We start from the raw sequence: 19,421 nt of genomic DNA on the forward strand, positions 1-19,421 counted from the left end.
CGGGCTCCGAGACACTTGAACCGGCAGCGCATCATGTCCTGCCACCATCGGAAGATTCTCATCATGCAGCTGTCCGCCCTCACCGCCCTGTCTCCCGTCGATGGCCGCTATGGCGCCAAGACCGAGGCCCTGCGCGAGCACTTCAGTGAATTCGGCCTGATCCGTGCCCGCGTCATCGTCGAGGTGCGCTGGTTGCAACGCCTGGCCGCCCACGCCGAGATCGCTGAAGTGCCGGCCTTCTCCGCGGATGCCAACGCCGTTCTGGATAGCATCGTCAGTGAATTCAGTGTCGAGGATGCCCAGCGCATCAAGGACATCGAACGCACTACCAACCACGACGTGAAGGCGGTCGAGTACTTCCTGAAGGAAAAGGTCGAGAGCAACGCCGAACTCAACGCCGTCACCGAGTTCATCCACTTCGCCTGCACCAGTGAAGACATCAACAACCTGTCTCACGCCCTGATGCTGCGTGGCGGCCTGGACAAGGTGCTGCTGCCGCAGATGCGTGAAGTGACCGAAGCGATCGTCGCGCTGGCCCACCAGCACGCCGAACAGCCGATGCTCTCGCGCACCCACGGCCAGACGGCCAGCCCGACCACCCTCGGCAAGGAAATGGCCAACGTCGCCGCGCGTCTGCGTCGTCAGCTGGCCCAGATCGAACGCATCGAGATGCTCGGCAAGATCAACGGTGCCGTGGGCAACTACAACGCCCACCTGACCACCTATCCGGCCATCGACTGGGCGGCCAACGCCGAAACCTTCGTCGAGAGCCTCGGGCTGACCTTCAACCCGTACACTACCCAGATCGAGCCGCACGACTACATCGCCGAGCTGTTCGATGCCATCTGCCGCTTCAATACCATCCTGATCGACTTCGATCGTGACGTCTGGGGCTACATCTCGCTGGGCTACTTCAAGCAGCGTACCGTGGCCGGCGAGATCGGCTCCTCCACCATGCCGCACAAGGTCAACCCGATCGACTTCGAGAACTCCGAAGGCAATCTGGGCATCGCCAACGCCGTGCTGGGCCATCTGGCACAGAAGCTGCCGATCTCCCGCTGGCAGCGTGACCTGACCGACTCCACCGTGCTGCGCAACCTGGGCACCGGCCTGGCGCAGGGTCTGATCGCCTATCAGGCGACCCTGAAAGGCATCAGCAAGCTGGAAGCCAATCCGGAGCGTCTGAACGCTGATCTGGACAACAGCTGGGAAGTGCTGGCCGAGCCGATCCAGACCGTCATGCGTCGTTACGGCATCGAGAAGCCCTACGAGAAGCTCAAGGAGCTGACCCGTGGCAAGCGTATCGACCAGGCCGGTTTCGCCGCCTTCATCGAGACGCTGGAACTGCCGGAAGACGTCAAGACCGAGCTGAAGGCGCTGAGCCCGGCCAGCTACATCGGCAACGCCATCACACAGGCCAAGGCGCTCTAAGCGGCGCAGGTCACTGCAAGTCTTGAGACGCCGGGGCCTCTGCTCCGGCGTCATGCATTGCGTATTAGCCAGCATGCAGCACGCTGCACATTAAGCGACACACTGGATTCACGACCACTGATGCTCTCCGTCAGTGGGCACGACATGCCACGCCCCACCTGGGCTGGCATGGAACGCATCGCCTTCTGCCATCCGGCAAAACGGCTTCAACGACGTCATCGCGAGACCGCTGCCCCCTGACAGGCTGCCGTTCGCGTTCGAGAGGTTCTGCATGAGCACATCCCCCGCCCCCCGCGACACCGACACGCCACTGGCACTGTTGGGCGGCCTGAGCATCCGTGAATTCCTGCGCGATTACTGGCAGCAGAAGCCACTGCTGATCCGCGGGGCCTTCGCAGACTTCGAGACGCCGCTGGAAGCCGATGAACTGGCCGGCCTGGCCTGTGAAGATGGCATCGAAGCGCGTCTGGTCGAGGAAAACGGCCCGGACAAGGCCTGGCAGGTCAGCCACGGCCCCTTCGATGAAGCGACCTTCGCGCGTCTCGACGCCAAGGACGACAGCCAGTGGAGCCTGCTGGTGCAGGCGGTGGACCATTACGTCCCCGATGTCGCCGCGCTGTTCGAGCCCTTCACCTTCCTGCCGCGCTGGCGCCTCGATGACATCATGATCAGCTACGCGCCGACCGGTGGCAGCGTCGGCCCGCATCTGGACAACTACGATGTCTTCCTGCTGCAGGCCCAGGGCCAGCGTCATTGGCAGCTGGGTGGCATGCACGGTGACGACGCCGAGATCATCGATGGCATCGACCTGCGCATCCTCAAGCACTTCGAGGTCACGCCGGGCGAGGACTGGGTGCTGGAACCCGGCGACATGCTCTACGTGCCGCCGCGCCTGGCGCACCACGGCGTCAGCCAGTCCGATGACTGCATGACCATCTCCGTCGGCTTCCGTGCACCGTCCGCCGATGAAGTCGTCACCTCCTACGCCGACTATCTGGGTGCCAGCCTGCCGGAATCGCTGCGCTACCGTGATCAGGGCATGGCACCGGTCGCCAATGCCGGCGAGCTGGACGACGCCTCGCTGGAGCGTGTGCGCGAATTGCTGCTCAGCACGCTGGACAACCCGACCCAGCTGGCACAGTGGTTCGGTCGCTACATGACCCAGCCCAAGTATCTGGAGCAGCTCGCCACCCGCGAACCGGCCCTAAAGACGCATGAGCTGGTCGAGTATCTGGAAGATGAAGGCGTACTGGTGCGCTCCCTGGGCTCACGCTTCGCCTTCCGTCACGGTGAGAATGGCACCAGCACGCTGTTCGTCGATGGCGATGGCATCCCGGCCCCTCAGCCGCTGGCGGAAGCGCTGGCCTCTGATCAGCGCCTCACGGCGGTGTTGCTTGACTACACCACGGCAGACCTTGATCGCAGTGCCGTGGTCAGCCTGCTGACGGCGCTGATCAACCGCGGCAGCCTGATACTGGAATGTGACCTTCAGGACGAAGAGGACGATGAAGAATGAGTGACGCCATGATCAGCCTGGAACGGGGCGACTGGCAGACGCTGGGCAACGAGGCCAGCGAGATCCGCCGCGTCGTGTTCATCGAGGAACAGCAGGTGCCGCAGGAGGAAGAGTGGGACGGACGCGACGATGTCTGCGAACACTTCCTCGTGCATCTGGATGGTCGTACCGTCGGCACGGCCCGTCTGTTGCCGGACGGCCATGTCGGCCGCGTCGCCATCCTCGCCGAAGCGCGCGGGCTGGGGCTTGGCCAACGCCTGATGGAAGCGGTCATCCATGCTGCGCGTGAGGCTGGCCATGCTGAAGTACTGCTGGATGCTCAGACCCATGCGCTGGAATTCTATCAACGCCTCGGCTTCACGGCTTACGGCGGCGAGTTTCTCGACGCCGGCATACCGCACCGCAGCATGCGCTTGATTCTGAACTGAATTTTAGCGTCATGCTCAGGAAAACCGGCCCCATCTGGGGCCGGTTTTTTTGTGCCTTGAAGTGTCTTGTAGTCTGGCTACAACCCGCTCCTTGACCAAATCATCATTCCAAAAGCCCCATGGATACTGACATCATGACGTCATTGAGAAATATTAAAACGACTGTTTGCCAACGAGAATTCCGCAACGTTGAAACCGATATAAAACGATCGTTTTAATGCGACCAAGGAATGAAAGACAGCACTCAGTTTCGGAGCGATGCTAGAGATCAGGTCATTTACGCTGCACTGCGACATGACACGCTGCCAGATCCGGCACCGCCTTCAGGAGATTCGCCCATGCTCACCTCAGACACACGAACGCAGACCACCCTGATGGGCGGTAGAGGTGACCAGGTACTCGGGCATCCTGAAGATGCCTCTCTGGCCGAACAATGGCACAACGCCGAGATCCGCACGCGGATTCTCAAGCTGGCGCGCCCCCTCAAGGACCTGCTGCCACCGCAGACAGCGGAGACGGTGGCGGCACAGGCGCAGACGATCTGTCATCTGAGTCGCGACCAGCGCTGGCAGCTTCCCGGCGACCAGTGGCAACTGCGCTCACAGGCCAGCGGATGGCAGCTGCAGCGCCATGCAGAGCAGACAGCGACCACCGACGTGCAGGACGCGTCTGACCAGCTGGCACTTGCCGGACTCACAGATGACGTGAAGGGGATGCAACTGGGCAACCGTCCGCTCCCCCGGGCCCTCTGGACCCTGGCCGCCGCGCGGCATCGCGGCGAACGTCATTCGGTGCTGGCCATTGCCCAGATCAGCAGCGTGCGCGAAGCGCTGTGCTGGGGAGAGCTGATCTCACGGCTGCGCGCGCCGAACGGCAGACCACCGCGCATCGCCCTCACCCTCAGCCACTGCACGTTACCCACGCTGGAAGCCAGTCTGTACTTCCTGATGCCCTGGTTGGACAGCATCACGCTGACAGCCGCACCCGGCCTGGAAACTGCCTGCCTTGGCGTGATCAAGGCTCGCTTCAGACTTGCCGAGCCAGTGGAGCTCGACAACGCCACCGACGACGCCTGCTGTCGCACGGCGTGACTCCACTGACAACGCCTGAAAGATCAATAACAACAACAAACTGTCATGCAGCAACCTCAAGACGCCGAGCACCGCCACTCCCATTTCACGCGGCGCTCTCGCGTCAACGGCCAGACGATAGACAAGCGAACAGCAACAAGACACAGACAACACGCCAGGGGCTGAGCCCCGACGACGAAGCCATCAGGAGATGCCACCATGAGTCACACACGTGCCGATCAGATTGCCGCGCTCGAAAAGGACTGGGCCGAGAATCCGCGCTGGAAAGGGATCACTCGTCCCTATTCCGCCGAGGATGTGGTGCGCCTGCGCGGTTCCGTCCAGGAAGCCAATACCCTGGCGACCCGCGGTGCCGAGAAGCTCTGGAAACTGGTCAATGGTGATGCCAAGAAGGGCTACGTCAACTGTCTGGGCGCCCTGACCGGGGGCCAGGCCATGCAACAGGTGAAGGCCGGTATCGAGGCCATCTACCTGTCTGGCTGGCAGGTCGCCGCCGACAACAACACCAGTGAAGCCATGTACCCGGATCAGTCGCTCTATCCGGTGGATTCCGTGCCGACCGTGGTCAAACGCATCAACAACACCTTCCGCCGCGCCGACCAGATCCAGTGGCAGAAAGGTGCCAACCCGGGCGATGCCGGCTTCGTCGATTACTTCGCGCCTATCGTGGCGGATGCCGAGGCCGGTTTCGGTGGCGTGCTCAATGGCTACGAGCTGATGACCGCCATGATCCGTGCGGGCGCCTCCGGGGTGCACTTCGAGGACCAGCTGGCCTCGGTCAAGAAGTGTGGCCACATGGGCGGCAAGGTGCTGGTGCCGACTCAGGAAGCGGTGCAGAAGCTGGTCGCCGCTCGCCTGGCCGCTGACGTGGCGGGTGTCCCGACCCTGGTCATCGCACGTACCGATGCCAACGCCGCTGACCTGATCACCTCGGATGTCGATGACTACGACAAGCCGTTCCTGACCGGTGAGCGCTCCGACGAAGGCTTCTATCGCGTCAATGCAGGTCTGGATCAAGCCATTGCCCGCGGCCTGGCCTACGCGCCCTACTCCGACCTGATCTGGTGTGAAACCGCCAAGCCGGACCTCGAGGAAGCGCGCCGCTTCGCCGAAGCGATCAAGAAGGAATACCCGGACCAGCTGCTGGCCTACAACTGCTCGCCTTCATTCAATTGGAAGAAGAACCTCGACGACGCCACCATCGCCAGGTTCCAGCAGGAACTGTCGGACATGGGCTACAAGTACCAGTTCATCACCCTGGCCGGTATCCACAACATGTGGTTCAACATGTTCGATCTTGCCTACGACTATGCGCAGGGCGAAGGCATGAAGCACTACGTCGAAAAGGTGCAGGAAGCCGAATTCGCCGCAGCCGAGAAGGGCTACACCTTCGTGGCGCACCAGCAGGAAGTCGGCACCGGTTACTTCGATGACATGACCAATGTCATTCAGGGCGGCAACTCCTCCGTCACCGCGCTGACGGGCTCCACGGAAGAAGACCAGTTCTAGACCGCTGACATCGCGGTATGACACCTGGACATAGCACCTCGAAATGACGAGATTGCGCGAGGTGCCACCCGCAGACTGACCGAAGCCCGCTCACGCGGGCTTTTTCGTGCCTTGGCGCCGTGAATACCCGCCGCGAATGTCCGACGTGACTACTAGCCAACGTCGACGAACGCCCCTGCGCTGACATTCACCCGGCATGGCTCATGCAGAATGCTGACGCGGTAGCACTCGCGCGACAGGGAAGTGCAGAAGTTGCGTCACCTCAGCGTTTCAGGTCGGGAACCCGGCATGGTCGATGTGGTCTATAATGTTAAGAAACAGTGTTCTCGCACGCCCGTCGTGACAAGAACCTGCTGGCGGCCCAAGGAAGTGATCGCCTACCTGAGCCTTGCTCTCTCAGCACTCAGCATTCTCCATCACAACCTCAAGCTGCACCGCATCATGCGAGGAGACACACCATGACACTCTCACTGACTCATAAACGATCGACTGGCGCACGCCGCTGGCTGCCCGTGATCGCACTCGGCGTACTGACGCTTGGCGGCTGCGCGAACAGCGACATCTATTCCGGCAACGTCTACACCGGCGATCAGGCCAAGCGCGCGCAGTCCGTCAGCTATGGCACCATCACCTCACTGCGTCCGGTACAGATCCAGGCACAGGATGAAGGCAGCGGCGTGCTCGGTGGCCTGGGTGGTGCGGTCGTCGGCGGCCTGCTAGGCAGCCAGATCGGCGGCGGCTCCGGCCGTGCGATCGCCACTGCCGCGGGCGCCATCGGCGGCAGCGTGGCCGGCAAGTCGATCGCCGACAACGTCGACCAGATCGACGCCTACGAGATTGAAGTCCGCCGCGATGCCGGCGACAGCCTCATCGTCGTCCAGAAAGCCGACACCGCCTTCTCGGTTGGCCAACGTGTCCGCCTGGTCGGCTACGGCGCCAACCTGAGTGTCGCGCCTTACTGAGTCTCTCGATGGCTGGCGCTCCCTTGCCGGAGCGCCGGCCGTTCTGCTTCCGCGCCCTTTACCGATTCCTGTCGCAAGCTCTGCGCGGGAAACGCTGCCACACTTTCCCCTCGACTCGCCAAGCGAGTGGATCCCCGCGTCTCTCGCGTCTTTCACATCTCTTGCGCTCCTGTATCTACCTCCGCTCCATCTCCTCCTGCTTGCAACTCCCGCTTTCTCCTGCCTCTCCCCTCGCTTCGCATTCCCTCCTCCGGTTACACGCATGAACGGCTCGCCTCAGCGAACAATCTGCAGATCGCCTATTGATTAACAGGCTATGAAATCGTGATTTTTTGTGCAAAGTTATACATGTGCAGCCTAACTTGACTCTGTGTACAACTTTTCGTCCCAGGAGTTGCGATGCGTCCCGTCACTGCCCGTCCAACAGGTTCTCTCCCAGGCGCCAGCAAGATGTCTTGTGGCACATCCCCTTCAAGAAACTGCCCTCACGCTTATCCCAGCACAGTCAATGACGGCCCCGGGGGTACCGCCGCCCTCAGCCACGCGCCGCAGGTGGCGCCAGCCTTCTCGACCCGTCGCCTGGGCATGGCATTGATCATGCTCGGTGCAGTGGCATTGGCCCCCATGGTGGAGGCAGCCGAGGACGAGGGTGGCGTGCTGTCATTGAAGGTCGAGAATGACCTTCTCGCCTCCGGCGATGACGGCCACTACACCAATGGCTTTGCGCTGAGCTATACCTTCGCGACACCGGATCAGCATTGGTCACGCTCATTCGCGGACTGGGTACCCGGCTTCAGCGCGGCGCGACTGGACGCCACGGCCTATCGCTTCGGACAGCAGATCTATACCCCCAATGACATCTCTCGCGAACAACCGGATCAGGACGACCGCCCCTACGCGGGCTACCTGTTCGGTGGCGTATCGCTGTTCGCTGGTGAAGAGGGAGATGACTGGCGACGGGTGGACACCTTCAATCTGGATCTCGGCATCGTCGGCCCGGCCTCGGGCGCCAAGGAGGCTCAGAAGGGAGTCCACGAGATCACCGGCAGTGATGAACCGGAAGGCTGGGATCACCAGCTGAACAACGAGCCGGTGATCAGCACCGGCTGGCAGACGCAGCTATGGCTGCCGGCCCGGGCCGCGGGGCTTGAGGTGGAGTACGGCCCCTCGGCTTCCGTGGCGCTGGGCAACCTCTACACCTATGCGGGCGTCGGTGGCGGCATACGTATCGGCCAGGGGCTGACCCGCAGCTACGGGATACCGACAGTGGCACCGGCCCAGGGCGGCCGTCAGTACTTTCATCCCGACGGCGACTTTGCCTGGTATCTGTTCGCCAATATCGAAGGCCGCGCGATGGCCTACAACATGCTGCTGGACGGCAATGGCTTCGAGGACAGCGCCTCGGTGGACCGTCGTCCGCTGGTCGGCGACCTGCAACTGGGCTTCGCGCTCAGCTGGCAACGCTGGCAGCTGGCGTTCGTCAACGTGTGGCGCACCCACGAATTCGAGACGCAGCAGGAGAGCGATCAATTCGGCTCGCTGACGCTCTCGACCTGGCTATGACTCGGCGCCGAGCTGCAGACGGCACTGACAAGACGCGATGGATGAGCAGAATCTAATGAGAAGAGCCTGATGAGAAGTGTCTGATGAGCGGAGACAGAAAGGCCGGGCAGATAGCCCGGCCTTTCTGTCTGCGGGAAACGTCATGCTTCCCGGAGGGTTGCTGATGGTGAGATCAGTGCATCTTGACCTTGCTCATGCCCCAGCAGATCAGCTTGCCGCCGATCAGAACGATCAGCGCCAGCACGATCAATGCCATCAGCATGGAGATGGGATTGACGATGAAGGTCGCGCCCAGAATACCCAGGGCCACACCCCAGACGTAGCGGTCACCGCTATCGATGCTCAGAGCTTCCGGCAGGACACGCTTGACGGTGGCACCCAGCGAGCCTTCCCAGCGGTTCAAGCACAGCATGAAGATCGCAGCGAAGCTCACCAGCCAGATCAATGTCACGGTCATCGAAATTCTCTCCTGAAAAAATAGGGTCGCATGGCGCCTGAGTTGTCATTTCCCGTCAGGCGACGGGACAGAGTGTGCAGAGCGAGGCCACCCCGGGCCGCGCGTCAGAATCCGCAATATCCGAGTAGGCAGAGTAACCAGACCCCGTGGCCCTCGCAAGCCATCGCCCCAACCTTGTATGGCCGTCAGCAGGACGGCCGCCGTGCGCTGGCAGGGCAACCCCGCCAGACACCTGATAATCCAATCGTTTTCCCCCTTCCTCCACCGATGGCTTCGAGGGTGAGAAAAAACCCGGCCTCAGGGTTGAAATGCACGCCTGCGAGCGTCACCTATACTTTCAAGACAAGGTAACGTGCGCTGGATTGCCTCTCAGGCAATGTCATCAGCGGGCCAGAAGCCACGTGATACGCGGCTTTTTTCCAGTTTCCCCCCTGACAGTCACCTCAGGGGCACGTTACCATTGACGTTCATATACCTATCGAAAGGCTCTCATCATGCAAATCGCCCAGAATGCCGTCGTATCCTTCCACTACACCCTGACCAACAACGAAGGGGAAGTGCTGGATAGCTCCGAAGGTCGCGAGCCGCTGGCCTACATCCACGGCGCTGGCAACATCGTCCCGGGCCTCGAGAAGGAACTCGACGGCAAGACTTCCGGCGACGAGCTGAAAGTTGCCGTCTCTCCGGAAGAAGGTTACGGCGAAGTCCAGGAAGCCCTGGTCCAGGAAGTGCCGCGTGAAGCCTTCCAGGGTGTCGAAGACATCGAAGCTGGCATGCAGTTCCAGGCACAGACCCAAGGCGGCCCGCTGATGGTCACCGTCACCAAGGTCGAAGGCGACACTGTCACCGTCGATGGCAACCACCCGCTGGCCGGCGAAACCCTGAACTTCGACGTACAGATCACCAACGTGCGTGAAGCTTCTGCCGAAGAGCTGGAACACGGCCACGTTCACGGCGAAGGCGGCGTGGAGCACTAAGCTCCGCCTCTTCCCTCATCCGAGGCATCACCTCGGGTGAGCGCCTCACACAGTGTGTGAGGCCGGAACCGAAAGCCCCGCGACTGAGTCATCAGTCGCGGGGCTTTTTCGTGTCTGGCTGGCTGACTTGGCAGGCTTGTCGGAGTGGCTCAGCCCACCCTTTCAAGCCCACTCTTTCCAGCGCTTCAGGCCCAGCTCTTTTCTCAGGCTCCCGGATCAGGCGCCGCAGCTGGGCGGCGTGGCATCGCTGGAAAGGCTCAAGCCACGAAACAGCGCCGTGGCATCACCACCGGCATTGTCACCGTCAGCCATCAACGCAAGTCCGGCAATCTCGCTCGGCTTGCTGCCAAACAGTGACGCGTAATCAGCACGCAGATCGCGCACCTCTGCCACCCACTGCCCTATCTTCTCGTCACCGGATTCAACGGCCAGCAGTATGGCGCGATCCGTGAAGGCGTTGTCCCAATGGCTGCCTCGCGCTTCATTGCTGGACCAGACGTAATTGATGGCCTCGACCTGCCACGGCAGGATACCGGTCTTGTTGACCACATAGAGGCGCGCCGGGTAGTCATCCCCTCCCTTGGTCTTCTCGTTCACGCCCGGATAGATGCTGTCCACCTGCCAGCACCACTTCAGATAGGGCGTCTCCTCGAGCGAGATATCTTCCTCGAGATAGCGCGCGGAGGCCTGCCCCTGAGCACGCGCCTCGAGAGCGGGTCGGCCTTCGCGCTCCACCACGCGATACGCGGTCTGGCCTTCGAAGGTCTTCTCGCCCCAGGCGAGAATCTCGGCCGGCGTGAAGGTCTTGTCAGCCGCCAGTGCCGCAGAGGGCATCACCGCCGCCAGCAGGCCACTGGAGGCGACTGCCGCGAGCATGGGGAAGAAGGAAGACAACTGACGGGAAGTGGTTTTCATTGGCAAGACTCCGAAGCGCTTGAACAACGCAATGAGAAAAGATGGCGGGACGAGTCACCTGCCGGGCCAGGTACCGCGCTTGGCACACATCAGCCCAGGTCATTGCCGTGCTGCTCGCTTCGGTCCTGGGCTCGCAAGGTGACATACCCTCCCCATACGCGTGTCAGCGTGGTCAGGATGCATGCCGCAGCGAAGACCCACGCCAACAATGCGAAATGCTGTGGCATCAGGCAGGCCAGCACGAAGAAGGCGATGGTCTCGGTGCCCTCGGTCAGGCCATCCAGATAATAGAAGGCCTTGCGGGTAAAGTTGGGACGCTCCAGCTGGTGCTTGGCCGCCATGATGGCAAAGGCCAGAAAGCTCGAACCCGTACCGACGAAGGCGAACAACAGTGCCACCGCCGCCATCGCATTAGCGGCCGAATCAGCCAGTGCGAAGCCCACCACCACGGCGGCATAGAACAGGAAATCGAGACAGATATCCAGAAAGCCACCGGCATCGGAGCTCAGGCCGGCATGCCGCGCCAGCGCGCCATCCAGCCCGTCCACCACCCGATTGATCAGGATAGCGACCAGCGCGAGCCCGAAATGTCCATACGCCAGCAACGGCAACGCCAGCATGCCGATGGCGAAGCCTGCGAGAGTCAGCTGATCCGGATGCAGACCGCGTGCCGCTGCGCTACGTGCCAGGCGTTTCAGAGGTGGCTGTACCCAGCGTGAGGTCCACTTGTCCAGCATGTTGCATCTACTCCCATGAGATCGTTGAGGTCATCATCATTCCAGCGCCTGACAGGCGCTCAACCGCGCGTCGGCGAGACCGAGCGCCCGGCAGGTACCGCACGTGCCAGCAGGAAAACCAGCAATGGCAGACAGGCCTGCAAGCAGGCGGCTACCGCAGTCAGGCGTGGGTCGGACCCCGTCGCCAGCGCCAGGGTTTCGGTGGTCAGGGTCGGGACACGCCCACCGCCCAGCACCACCGTCGGCACGTACTGCGCGATACTGACCGCGAAGGCTACTGCCCAGCTGATGGCCAGCGGCCTGAGCATCAGGCGCAGGCGAATACCGATCAGCACCTCGAGCCGTGGACGCCCCAGCAGACGTGCCGCCTGCTCGAGTCGGGTATCGAAGCGCGCCCAGGGGCCGGCCAGCGTCAGCCAGGCGTAAGGCAAGGCGAACAGCAGATGGCCGATCACCACTCCTGCCCACCCGGGACTGGCACCCAGGCTCAACCAGCCGACCTGGAACCCGAACAGAAAGCTTGCCTGCGGCAACAGCAATGGCAGATAGAGGCAGACCACGAAGCCGCGCAGGCGGCCACTTTCCCGCTCACGCTCGAACACCGCCACGCTGAGGATGACGGCCAGTGTCGCTACCAGCAGTGCCAGCCACAGGCTGTTGCTGAAGGCATCCCCCAGACCAGCGAGAGCCTGTTGCCAGCTCTCCCAGCCCCAGCGAGACGGCAGCAGCGCAGGGAAGAACCAGCTTCTGGCCACCGATTGCACGCCGATCACCACGAAGGCGAGCAGTGAGATCAGCGTGACCACGCCCAGCACTCCGCGCGCGACACGCCCGAACATGACGTCACTCGTCAGCGCCAGACGACTTGCGCGCGCCGGGTGATGGCTCAATACCCAATCGCGATGCCAGGTGAGCAGAGAGCGTCCCAGAGCCGCGCCCAGCGCCATCATCCCGATCACCAGCAGGGCCAGCATCAGGGCGCCGACACTCGCCGGCAGGCGCGCCGTCGGGTCACTGTCACGCCACAGTTCGACCAGGCGCACCGCCAGCGTCGGCGTACGCGTCGGCCCCAGCACCTGGGCGACATCCACCACCGCCAGCGAGTAGGCCAGCACCGCGCCGATGGGCAAGGCGATCGCGCGCATCACCTGGGGCATCAGAATGCGCCAGCGCAGCTGGGGGATGCTGTAGCCGAGCGCCTGCCCCGCCTGCAGTTGCGCGGTGACCGGCAGACGCGAGAGCGCCGTCTGCGCCATCAGCATCAAGAATGGCGCCTCCTTGAGCGCCAGACCGACCGCCAGCGTGATGCCATGGGCATCCGGCAGCGGATACTGCGGCGGCACCAGCACCTCGAAGGGTGCCATCAGCAGGCGCATCAGCACGCCACTCGGGGCAGCCAGCCACAAGAGCCCCAGCGCCAGCGCCAGATGCGGCATCGCCAGTATCGGGGCCAGCAGGCGCTCCATGCGCTCACCGAAGCGAGTCCCGGCGGCCGCCGAGACCCACCCCATGGTCAAAAGCACCGCCAGCAGCGTGCCACCGAGGCCACTGACCAGCGTCAGTCGAAAGCCCTCCGCCAGCCCGGGCAAGGCCCACCAGCGCTGCCAGGCGACCGCCGAGACTTGATCGAAGCCCAGCGTCGGCCACAGCCCGAAGGCCGGAGCGACCAGTCCGGCCAGCCCCAGTGCCGTAGGCCCGAGCAGCAACAGCAAGACGCCCCAGCGCAGCACGCGGGCGGGCGTCAGCGGCGCATGACCAGTGGCGGGAGCGACACGCCAGCGATCAGCGACCCATTGCGTCAGTTGCGATAGCGTCGCGCCCACTCGGCCTCCAACGCATCGGTCCAGCTCGGGTGTGGCTCGCTGAGCGGTGTGCCCAATGCCTCGGGCGACATGCTGCCGGGCAGTCTTGGCAAGGCATCGAAGGCAGCGCGCTCTTGTGGCGGCAAGCGGGCGACATCCAGCACCGTGTCATCGCCCCAGCGCGAGGGGTCGGCCTTGGCGGCCTGGGCCTCAGCGGACATCAATTGATTGATCCACACCAGTGCAGCGGCCTTGTGTGGTGCACTGGCCGGAATCGCCAGATAGTGCACATTGCCGAGGGTGCCACCGTCATGGATATACGGTTCGATGGTCGGTGGCAGCCGCCCTTCCTGACGGGCATTGGCCACTTCCTGGGGCACGAAGGTCAGCGCGATCCACACGCTGCGCTGGGCGAGCAGTTTCATCTGCTCTTCGGCACCGGCTGGTTGACGCTCGCCCTGCGCCCACATCAGAGGATGCAGCGCATCGAGATAGTCCCACAGCGGTGCGGTCACCTCAGCGAACTGGGCATCACTCGCCACGGGAGATGCCAGCACCTCGCGCTGCTCGACGGGCATCAATTCCAGCAATGCCTGCTTGAGGAAGGTGGTGCCGTGGAAGCTGGGCGGCTGCGGATAGGTCACGCGCCCGGGATGCTCTCTGGCCACCTTCAGTAACGCCTGCATCGAGCGCGGCGGCGACTCCAGCAGCGCGCTGTCGTACATGAAGATCAACTGCGCACGCCCCCAGGGCGCCTCCAGACCATCGGTGGCGAGTCCGAAATCGCGCGCGCCGATCTCCTCGAGCAGATAGTCACTGTTGGGCAGGCGCTCGACGAAGGGGCCCCACACCAGCTCGGCCTGCTTGAGCGCACGGAAGTTCTCGCCGTTGATCCAGATCACATCGATGCTGCCATCACTGCGTCCTGCGGCCTTCTCCGCCAGCAGAGTCGAGACACTTTCCGCGGTGTCGGAAATCTTGACGTGACGCACCTCGATACCCTGCTGTCTTGCCGCGATACTCGCCTGATCGCGCAGATAGGCGTTGGTCGCCTCACTGCCGCCCCAGGCGTGGAAATCGATACGCTGTCCACGCGCCTTGTCGGCGATCTCCTGCCACTTGAGGGAGGCAAGCTCAGGCACCGGACGTCCTGCTTTCGCATCGGCCGCATACGCCAGTGCCGTGGACCAGGGGTTGGCACTGACACCTGCCATCAACAGCAAGGATCCGCCCATCAACGCCAGGGCACGACGACGGCCCGGCTTGTGATTCGTCTCCATGAGGGGATCTCCTGATAGGAAAATGCCGCGTCCCGGACATGCGGGTGCGCGGCATCAGTCATCAATTAGTGTTTTTCAGCAGCCGGAGCACTCGCGGTGTCCGTCGCCTTGAGCGTCTTGGTCGGTTCGAAGCGACCATTGCGGCGCCAGGTGAAGTAACGATCCAGCACCTTGAGCACGCCTTCCGGCTTGTGGGCATTCTTCCACATGCCCGCCGCGGCCTTGTTGGCTTCCGACAGTGTCGGGTACGGATGGATGGTGGAGAGTATCTTGTTGAGGCCGATGCCGTGTTTCATGGCCATGGTGAATTCTGCCAACCATTCGCCTGCATAGGCACCGACCAGCGTCACACCCAGGATGCGATCACGGCCCTTCTCGGTGAGTACCTTGACGAAGCCTTCGGTGGCCCGCTCGGCCAGCGCACGATCGCTCTCGCCCATCTCGTAATGGGTGACCTCGTACTCATAGCCCTGGGCCTTGGCTTCGGTCTCGTTGAGGCCGACACGTGCCACTTCCGGCTCCGTGTAGGTGACCATCGGCATGATACGGTAGTCGACCTTGAAGGTCTTCAGACCACCGAACAGCGCGTTGACCGCCGCGTGCCACGCCTGATGACCCGCCGCATGGGTGAACTGGTAGGGGCCGGCCACATCGCCGCATGCCCAGATGTTCGGCTGCAGGGTCTGCAGCGACTCGGAGACATCGATGGTGCCGCGCTCGGAAACCGCGATGCCCAGCTCTTCCAGACCGAAGCCTTCGACGTTGGCTTCGCGCCCGATGGCCACCAGCAGCTCGTCGAACTCGATCCAGCTCTCCTCACCGTCGGGAGAACTCACGACCAGATGGCGCATCGGCTGACTGTCCTTGTCCTTGAGCACCTCGATGCGCGTGGCGGTGGAATTGATGCGCAGATCGACGCCCTCACCAGCCAGCTGCTCGTGCATCAGCGTGCTGACTTCCTCGTCCTCACGCGGCATCACCCGTGGGGCACCCTCGATGATGGTGACGTGACTGCCCAGGCGCGCGAAGCTCTGACCCAGTTCCATGCCGATCGGGCCGGAACCCAGCACGACCAGGCGCTTGGGCTGCACCCTGAGATCCCACAGGTTGTCAGAGGTCAACGGCGTGATCAGCTCGATACCGGGGATCGCAGGAACACGCGGGCGGGCACCAGTGGCGATCACCACGTTGCGCGTGGTCAGCACGCGGCCATCGACTTCCACTTCCCAGGGCGTCCTGAGTCTGGCGTTGCCGGTATGGACTTCCACGCCCAGACTCTCGTAACGCTCGATGCTGTCATGCGGTTCGACACTCTCGACCACATCCTGCACATGCCCCATCACCTTGGCGAAGTCGATCTCCGGCTCATTGGCGGTGATCCCGAAGCGCTGTGACTGACGAATCTCATGAGCTGCACGCCCGGCACGAATCAGCGCCTTGGAGGGCACACAGCCGGTATTGAGGCAGTCACCGCCCATCTTGTGACGCTCGATCAGCGCGACACGCGCATTGACGGCGGAGGCGATATAGCTGGTCACCAGCCCGGCGGAACCGGCCCCGATGACGACCATGTCGTAGTCGAAGGTCTTCGGCTTGGTGAAGGCCGCCTGCTGCTTGCGCTTGCGCAGCACGCCGACGATCTTCTTGGCGATCAGCGGGAACAGGCCCAGCGCGATGAAGGAGGCGATCAGTCCCGGCGAGAGGATGCCGGACAGAGACTCCAGCTGGCCCAGCTCACGACCGGCATTCACATAGATGGCGGTGCCCGCCAGCATGCCCAGCTGGCTTGCCACGTAGAAGGTGACCACGCGCATGCGGGTCAGGCCCATCACCAGATTGACGATGAAGAACGGAAAGACCGGTACCAGGCGCAGCGTGAACAGATAGAAACCGCCTTCACGCTCGACGCCACGATTGAGGGATTCCAGCTGACGGCGGAAGCGCTTCTCGATGCTCTCGCGCAGCAGAGTACGGGAAATCAGGAAGGCCAGCGTCGCACCGATGGTGCTGGCGAAGGAGATCAGCAACAGCCCCCAGCCGAAGCCGAACAGCGCGCCGCCCAGCAGCGTCAGCAGTGCTGCCCCGGGCAGTGAAAGTGCCGCCATCGCCACGTAGACGACGAAGAAGGTGCCCGCGACCTTGTACGGCGATTCCGCGAACAACGCCTGGAATTCCGACTGGCTGGCCTTGAGGCTCTGCAGGGTGAAGTAATCCTGCGCCCCGCTGGCAAAGAACACCACGATGGCAGCGACGATGGCGCCTAGAAGCAGTAACTTGCGTTTATTCACTGGCGATTTCCTTTTCGATTCCTGCCGTCATGGGCATGTCATTGGGATGTACCGTGTCCTTACGAGGCATGACGCTGACTGGATGCACTGATTCGCCTAGCGGGGTGAATGACAGTGACTTGATCACGACAACGGTAAGGTTTCATTCTGCATGTTCGCATCCATCCCACGTTTATTCGCGTAGAAACCTGATACAGGCAGTGAGAACTCAACAACGCCAGTCATCTCACGGCTCACCGAGACATGGAAATTTCCGTGTACTCATCTCGAAGGAATGACGCCTTTCCCGGAGACACCATGACCCGATATACGCGAATCCCCTTCCCAGCGCTCAGACGTCTCACGCCACTGGCAAGCCTCCTCGGCGGCCTGCTGCTTGTCGGCCACGCCAATGCCTTCGACCCGGAAACGGCGCCCAAGGGCGTCGCCGAGGGTGTTGCTCAAGGCCAGGACGTCGCCATCTTCGCCGGTGGCTGCTTCTGGTGCATGGAGGGGCCCTTCGACAAGCTGGACGGTGTGATCTCGACCACCTCCGGCTATACCGCCGGCGAACAGGACAATCCGACCTACAAGCAGGTCTCCTCGGGCGGCACCGGGCACACCGAAGCGGTCAAGGTGGTGTACGAGCCCGAAAAGGTCAGCTACGACACCCTGCTGGATGTCTTCTGGCACAACATCGACCCGGTCGCGGTGGATCGCCAGTTCTGTGATGCCGGCACCCAATACCGCAGCGGCATCTATCCGGTGGATGAGACACAGCGTGAGGCCGCCGAAGCCAGTCGCGATGCACTGAAGGACAGATTCCCCGAAGGCATCGCCACCGAGATCGAGGCGGCAGGGCCCTGGTATGCGGCCGAGGATTACCATCAGGATTTCTACAAGAAGAACCCGGTGCGCTATCGCTTCTATCGCGCCGGCTGTGGCCGCGATGACCGTCTGGAAGAGATCTGGGGTGACGACGCCCCCGCGCACTGATTCCGCCCTCCAGGTTCTCTGAACGACAACGGCTCGCCATCTGGCGAGCCGTTGTCGTATGCGTGCTATGGTGCCTGTGCCGCTTTCAAACTCAATACTGCGTAGTAGCCCGGCGCCAGCACAGGATTGCCAGCGAGAAGGTTACCACCAGTACCAGTACGCTGGCGGCCACCACCCCGGGCCAGCCGGCCGCCTGCCAGAAGGGTTCAAGCCAGAAGCCGCCGAGACTCGCGCCCAGATAGTAGGCAGTCAGATACAGCGCACTGGCACTGGCCCGCGCGCCTTCGGCATTGCGCCCGACCCAGGCCGAGGCGGTGGCATGCGCGAGGAAGAAGCCGAAGGCATTCAGACTCAGACCGATCAACATCCCGACCAGCGAGTGACTCAACGTCAACAGCGTGCCGAGCATCACGATGCCGGTGCCCAGCATCATGGTCAGCGCCTGACCGCGTCGCTGAGCGATCGCCAGCGCGGCCTCGCCGTCCTCAGCCACACCTCCCGGTACCAGACGCCGTGCCAGCCGGCCAGACTGGGAGGCGCCGAAGGTGCCTGCCAGATAGGTCAGGAACAACAGCCCCAGCCATTGACTGCTGAGTGACCAGGGCGCCTCACTCAATCGAAAGGTCATGTAGCTGTAGAGATTGACGAAGATGAAGAAATTCAGCCCACCGAGCAGAAACACCGGCCACAGACGAGGATTGCGCAGATGGCGACTCAGACCTGCCAGCATGCTGCTCAGCTTGAGCGGCTGGGCGACGAAGCGTCTCTGGCGCGGCAGCAGCTGCCATAACGCCCCCAGCACCAGCAGGCTGACGCCGCCGATGGCGGCGAAGCTGGCCTGCCAGCCCCAGTGCTCCGCTATCACGCCCCCCGCGACCCGCCCCGAAATGCCGCCCAGCGAATTGGCACTGATGTAGAGCCCCACCGCCATCATCAAGGCGGGTTGCTCCATCTCGTCACTCATGTACGCCACTGCCACCGCCGGCAGACCGCCGAGCAGAAAGCCCTGCAGTGCGCGCACCGCCAGCAGCGACCAGAAGCCCTCGGCGAACAGTGCCAGCCCTGAACAGGCCACCCCGCCGGCCAAGGTCCACAGCAGAATGCGCCGCCGCCCCAGCGCGTCGGACAGCGGGCCGAACACCAGCAATGCCATAGCCAGCGTCAGGGTGCTTACCGACAGGGACAGACTCGCCTGCAGCGAGCTCAGGCCCAGATCCGTCGCCAGCAGCGGCAGCAGCGGTTGCACCAGATAGAGGTTGATGAAGACCACGAAGGAGCCCAGGCACAGCGCCTGGGTCATGCGCCGCCAGTCACGCCCGTGTGCCTTGAGTGGCTCGGGCAGCTCGGACTGGGTAGCCAAGCCTGAACTGGCGGAGTCGTGGGAAGAAGACGCGGAGAGCGATGAAGCCATCAGGTACCTGCACTCAATCAAGCATGGGGATGGCGCCAGTCTGCGCCGCGCACTCGCATCAGTAAAATAGCTCGACATG

At 62.9% G+C, this 19,421-nt stretch carries 16 protein-coding genes; 9 read left to right on the forward strand and 7 right to left on the reverse strand.

Annotation, left to right across the window (positions count from 1 at the left end):
- Nucleotides 1-63: 63 nt before the first annotated feature.
- From purB to F8A90_RS13820, 7 genes are all read left to right on the forward strand, one after another.
- The gene (gene purB / locus F8A90_RS13790; protein WP_200017495.1) at nucleotides 64-1,431 is read left to right on the forward strand and encodes an adenylosuccinate lyase; all 1,368 of its coding nucleotides are present in this window, start codon (nucleotides 64-66) and stop codon (nucleotides 1,429-1,431) included.
- A 271-nt stretch (nucleotides 1,432-1,702) separates the two neighbouring features.
- Entirely contained in the window at nucleotides 1,703-2,947 is a 1,245-nt protein-coding gene (locus F8A90_RS13795; RefSeq protein ID WP_200017496.1) for a cupin domain-containing protein, read from the forward strand.
- A complete protein-coding gene (locus F8A90_RS13800) occupies nucleotides 2,944-3,375 on the forward strand; it encodes a GNAT family N-acetyltransferase (RefSeq protein WP_200017497.1) in 432 nt (143 codons plus the stop codon). Before F8A90_RS13795 ends, F8A90_RS13800 begins: the two co-directional genes overlap by 4 nt.
- A 338-nt stretch (nucleotides 3,376-3,713) precedes the next feature.
- Nucleotides 3,714-4,466, forward strand: coding sequence for a hypothetical protein (locus F8A90_RS13805; protein ID WP_200017498.1), 753 nt, complete (start codon nucleotides 3,714-3,716; stop codon nucleotides 4,464-4,466).
- Nucleotides 4,467-4,664: 198 nt separating this feature from the next.
- Complete coding sequence (aceA, locus tag F8A90_RS13810) at nucleotides 4,665-5,975, forward strand: isocitrate lyase (protein ID WP_200017499.1); 1,311 nt, start codon at nucleotides 4,665-4,667, stop codon at nucleotides 5,973-5,975.
- Nucleotides 5,976-6,433: 458 nt separating this feature from the next.
- Nucleotides 6,434-6,937, forward strand: coding sequence for a glycine zipper 2TM domain-containing protein (locus tag F8A90_RS13815; RefSeq protein WP_052384587.1), 504 nt, complete (start codon nucleotides 6,434-6,436; stop codon nucleotides 6,935-6,937).
- 552 nt (nucleotides 6,938-7,489) lie between these two features.
- The gene (locus F8A90_RS13820; protein ID WP_233593338.1) at nucleotides 7,490-8,500 is read left to right on the forward strand and encodes a lipid A deacylase LpxR family protein; all 1,011 of its coding nucleotides are present in this window, start codon (nucleotides 7,490-7,492) and stop codon (nucleotides 8,498-8,500) included.
- 172 nt (nucleotides 8,501-8,672) lie between these two features.
- Here F8A90_RS13820 and F8A90_RS13825 read toward each other — a convergent pair whose 3' ends face one another.
- Nucleotides 8,673-8,957, reverse strand: coding sequence for a hypothetical protein (locus F8A90_RS13825; protein ID WP_166018928.1), 285 nt, complete (start codon nucleotides 8,955-8,957; stop codon nucleotides 8,673-8,675).
- A gap of 494 nt (nucleotides 8,958-9,451) precedes the next feature.
- Here F8A90_RS13825 and F8A90_RS13830 point away from each other — a divergent pair, with 494 nt between their 5' ends.
- Nucleotides 9,452-9,934, forward strand: coding sequence for an FKBP-type peptidyl-prolyl cis-trans isomerase (locus tag F8A90_RS13830; protein WP_043333860.1), 483 nt, complete (start codon nucleotides 9,452-9,454; stop codon nucleotides 9,932-9,934).
- 216 nt (nucleotides 9,935-10,150) lie between these two features.
- Here F8A90_RS13830 and F8A90_RS13835 read toward each other — a convergent pair whose 3' ends face one another.
- The 5 genes from F8A90_RS13835 to F8A90_RS13855 form a co-directional block, all read right to left on the reverse strand.
- Entirely contained in the window at nucleotides 10,151-10,849 is a 699-nt protein-coding gene (locus tag F8A90_RS13835) for a DUF3047 domain-containing protein (protein WP_233593339.1), read from the reverse strand.
- Nucleotides 10,850-10,938: 89 nt separating this feature from the next.
- A complete protein-coding gene (locus F8A90_RS13840) occupies nucleotides 10,939-11,586 on the reverse strand; it encodes a CDP-alcohol phosphatidyltransferase family protein (RefSeq protein ID WP_200017500.1) in 648 nt (215 codons plus the stop codon).
- Nucleotides 11,587-11,645: 59 nt separating this feature from the next.
- Nucleotides 11,646-13,409 carry an ABC transporter permease gene (locus F8A90_RS13845; protein WP_200017501.1) on the reverse strand — a complete coding sequence of 588 codons (1,764 nt, stop codon included), beginning with the start codon at nucleotides 13,407-13,409 and terminating at the stop codon, nucleotides 11,646-11,648.
- Nucleotides 13,385-14,668 (reverse strand): ABC transporter substrate-binding protein, encoded by a 1,284-nt coding sequence (locus F8A90_RS13850; protein WP_200017502.1) that lies wholly within the window; start codon nucleotides 14,666-14,668, stop codon nucleotides 13,385-13,387. Before F8A90_RS13850 ends, F8A90_RS13845 begins: the two co-directional genes overlap by 25 nt.
- Before the next feature lie 65 nt (nucleotides 14,669-14,733).
- Nucleotides 14,734-16,956: an FAD-dependent oxidoreductase gene (locus F8A90_RS13855; RefSeq protein WP_200017503.1), complete on the reverse strand. Its 2,223-nt coding sequence runs from the start codon at nucleotides 16,954-16,956 to the stop codon at nucleotides 14,734-14,736.
- A 297-nt stretch (nucleotides 16,957-17,253) separates the two neighbouring features.
- On the opposite strand from F8A90_RS13855, the gene msrA reads away from it, so the two are divergent.
- Complete coding sequence (msrA, locus tag F8A90_RS13860; RefSeq protein WP_200017504.1) at nucleotides 17,254-17,931, forward strand: peptide-methionine (S)-S-oxide reductase MsrA; 678 nt, start codon at nucleotides 17,254-17,256, stop codon at nucleotides 17,929-17,931.
- A gap of 91 nt (nucleotides 17,932-18,022) precedes the next feature.
- Here the strand turns inward: msrA and F8A90_RS13865 are convergent, their stop codons facing one another.
- A complete protein-coding gene (locus tag F8A90_RS13865) occupies nucleotides 18,023-19,342 on the reverse strand; it encodes an MFS transporter (RefSeq protein WP_200017505.1) in 1,320 nt (439 codons plus the stop codon).
- Between the last annotated feature and the right edge of the window lie 79 nt (nucleotides 19,343-19,421).

The organism is Cobetia sp. cqz5-12 (genome assembly GCF_016495405.1).
Lineage (GTDB): Bacteria > Pseudomonadota > Gammaproteobacteria > Pseudomonadales > Halomonadaceae > Cobetia.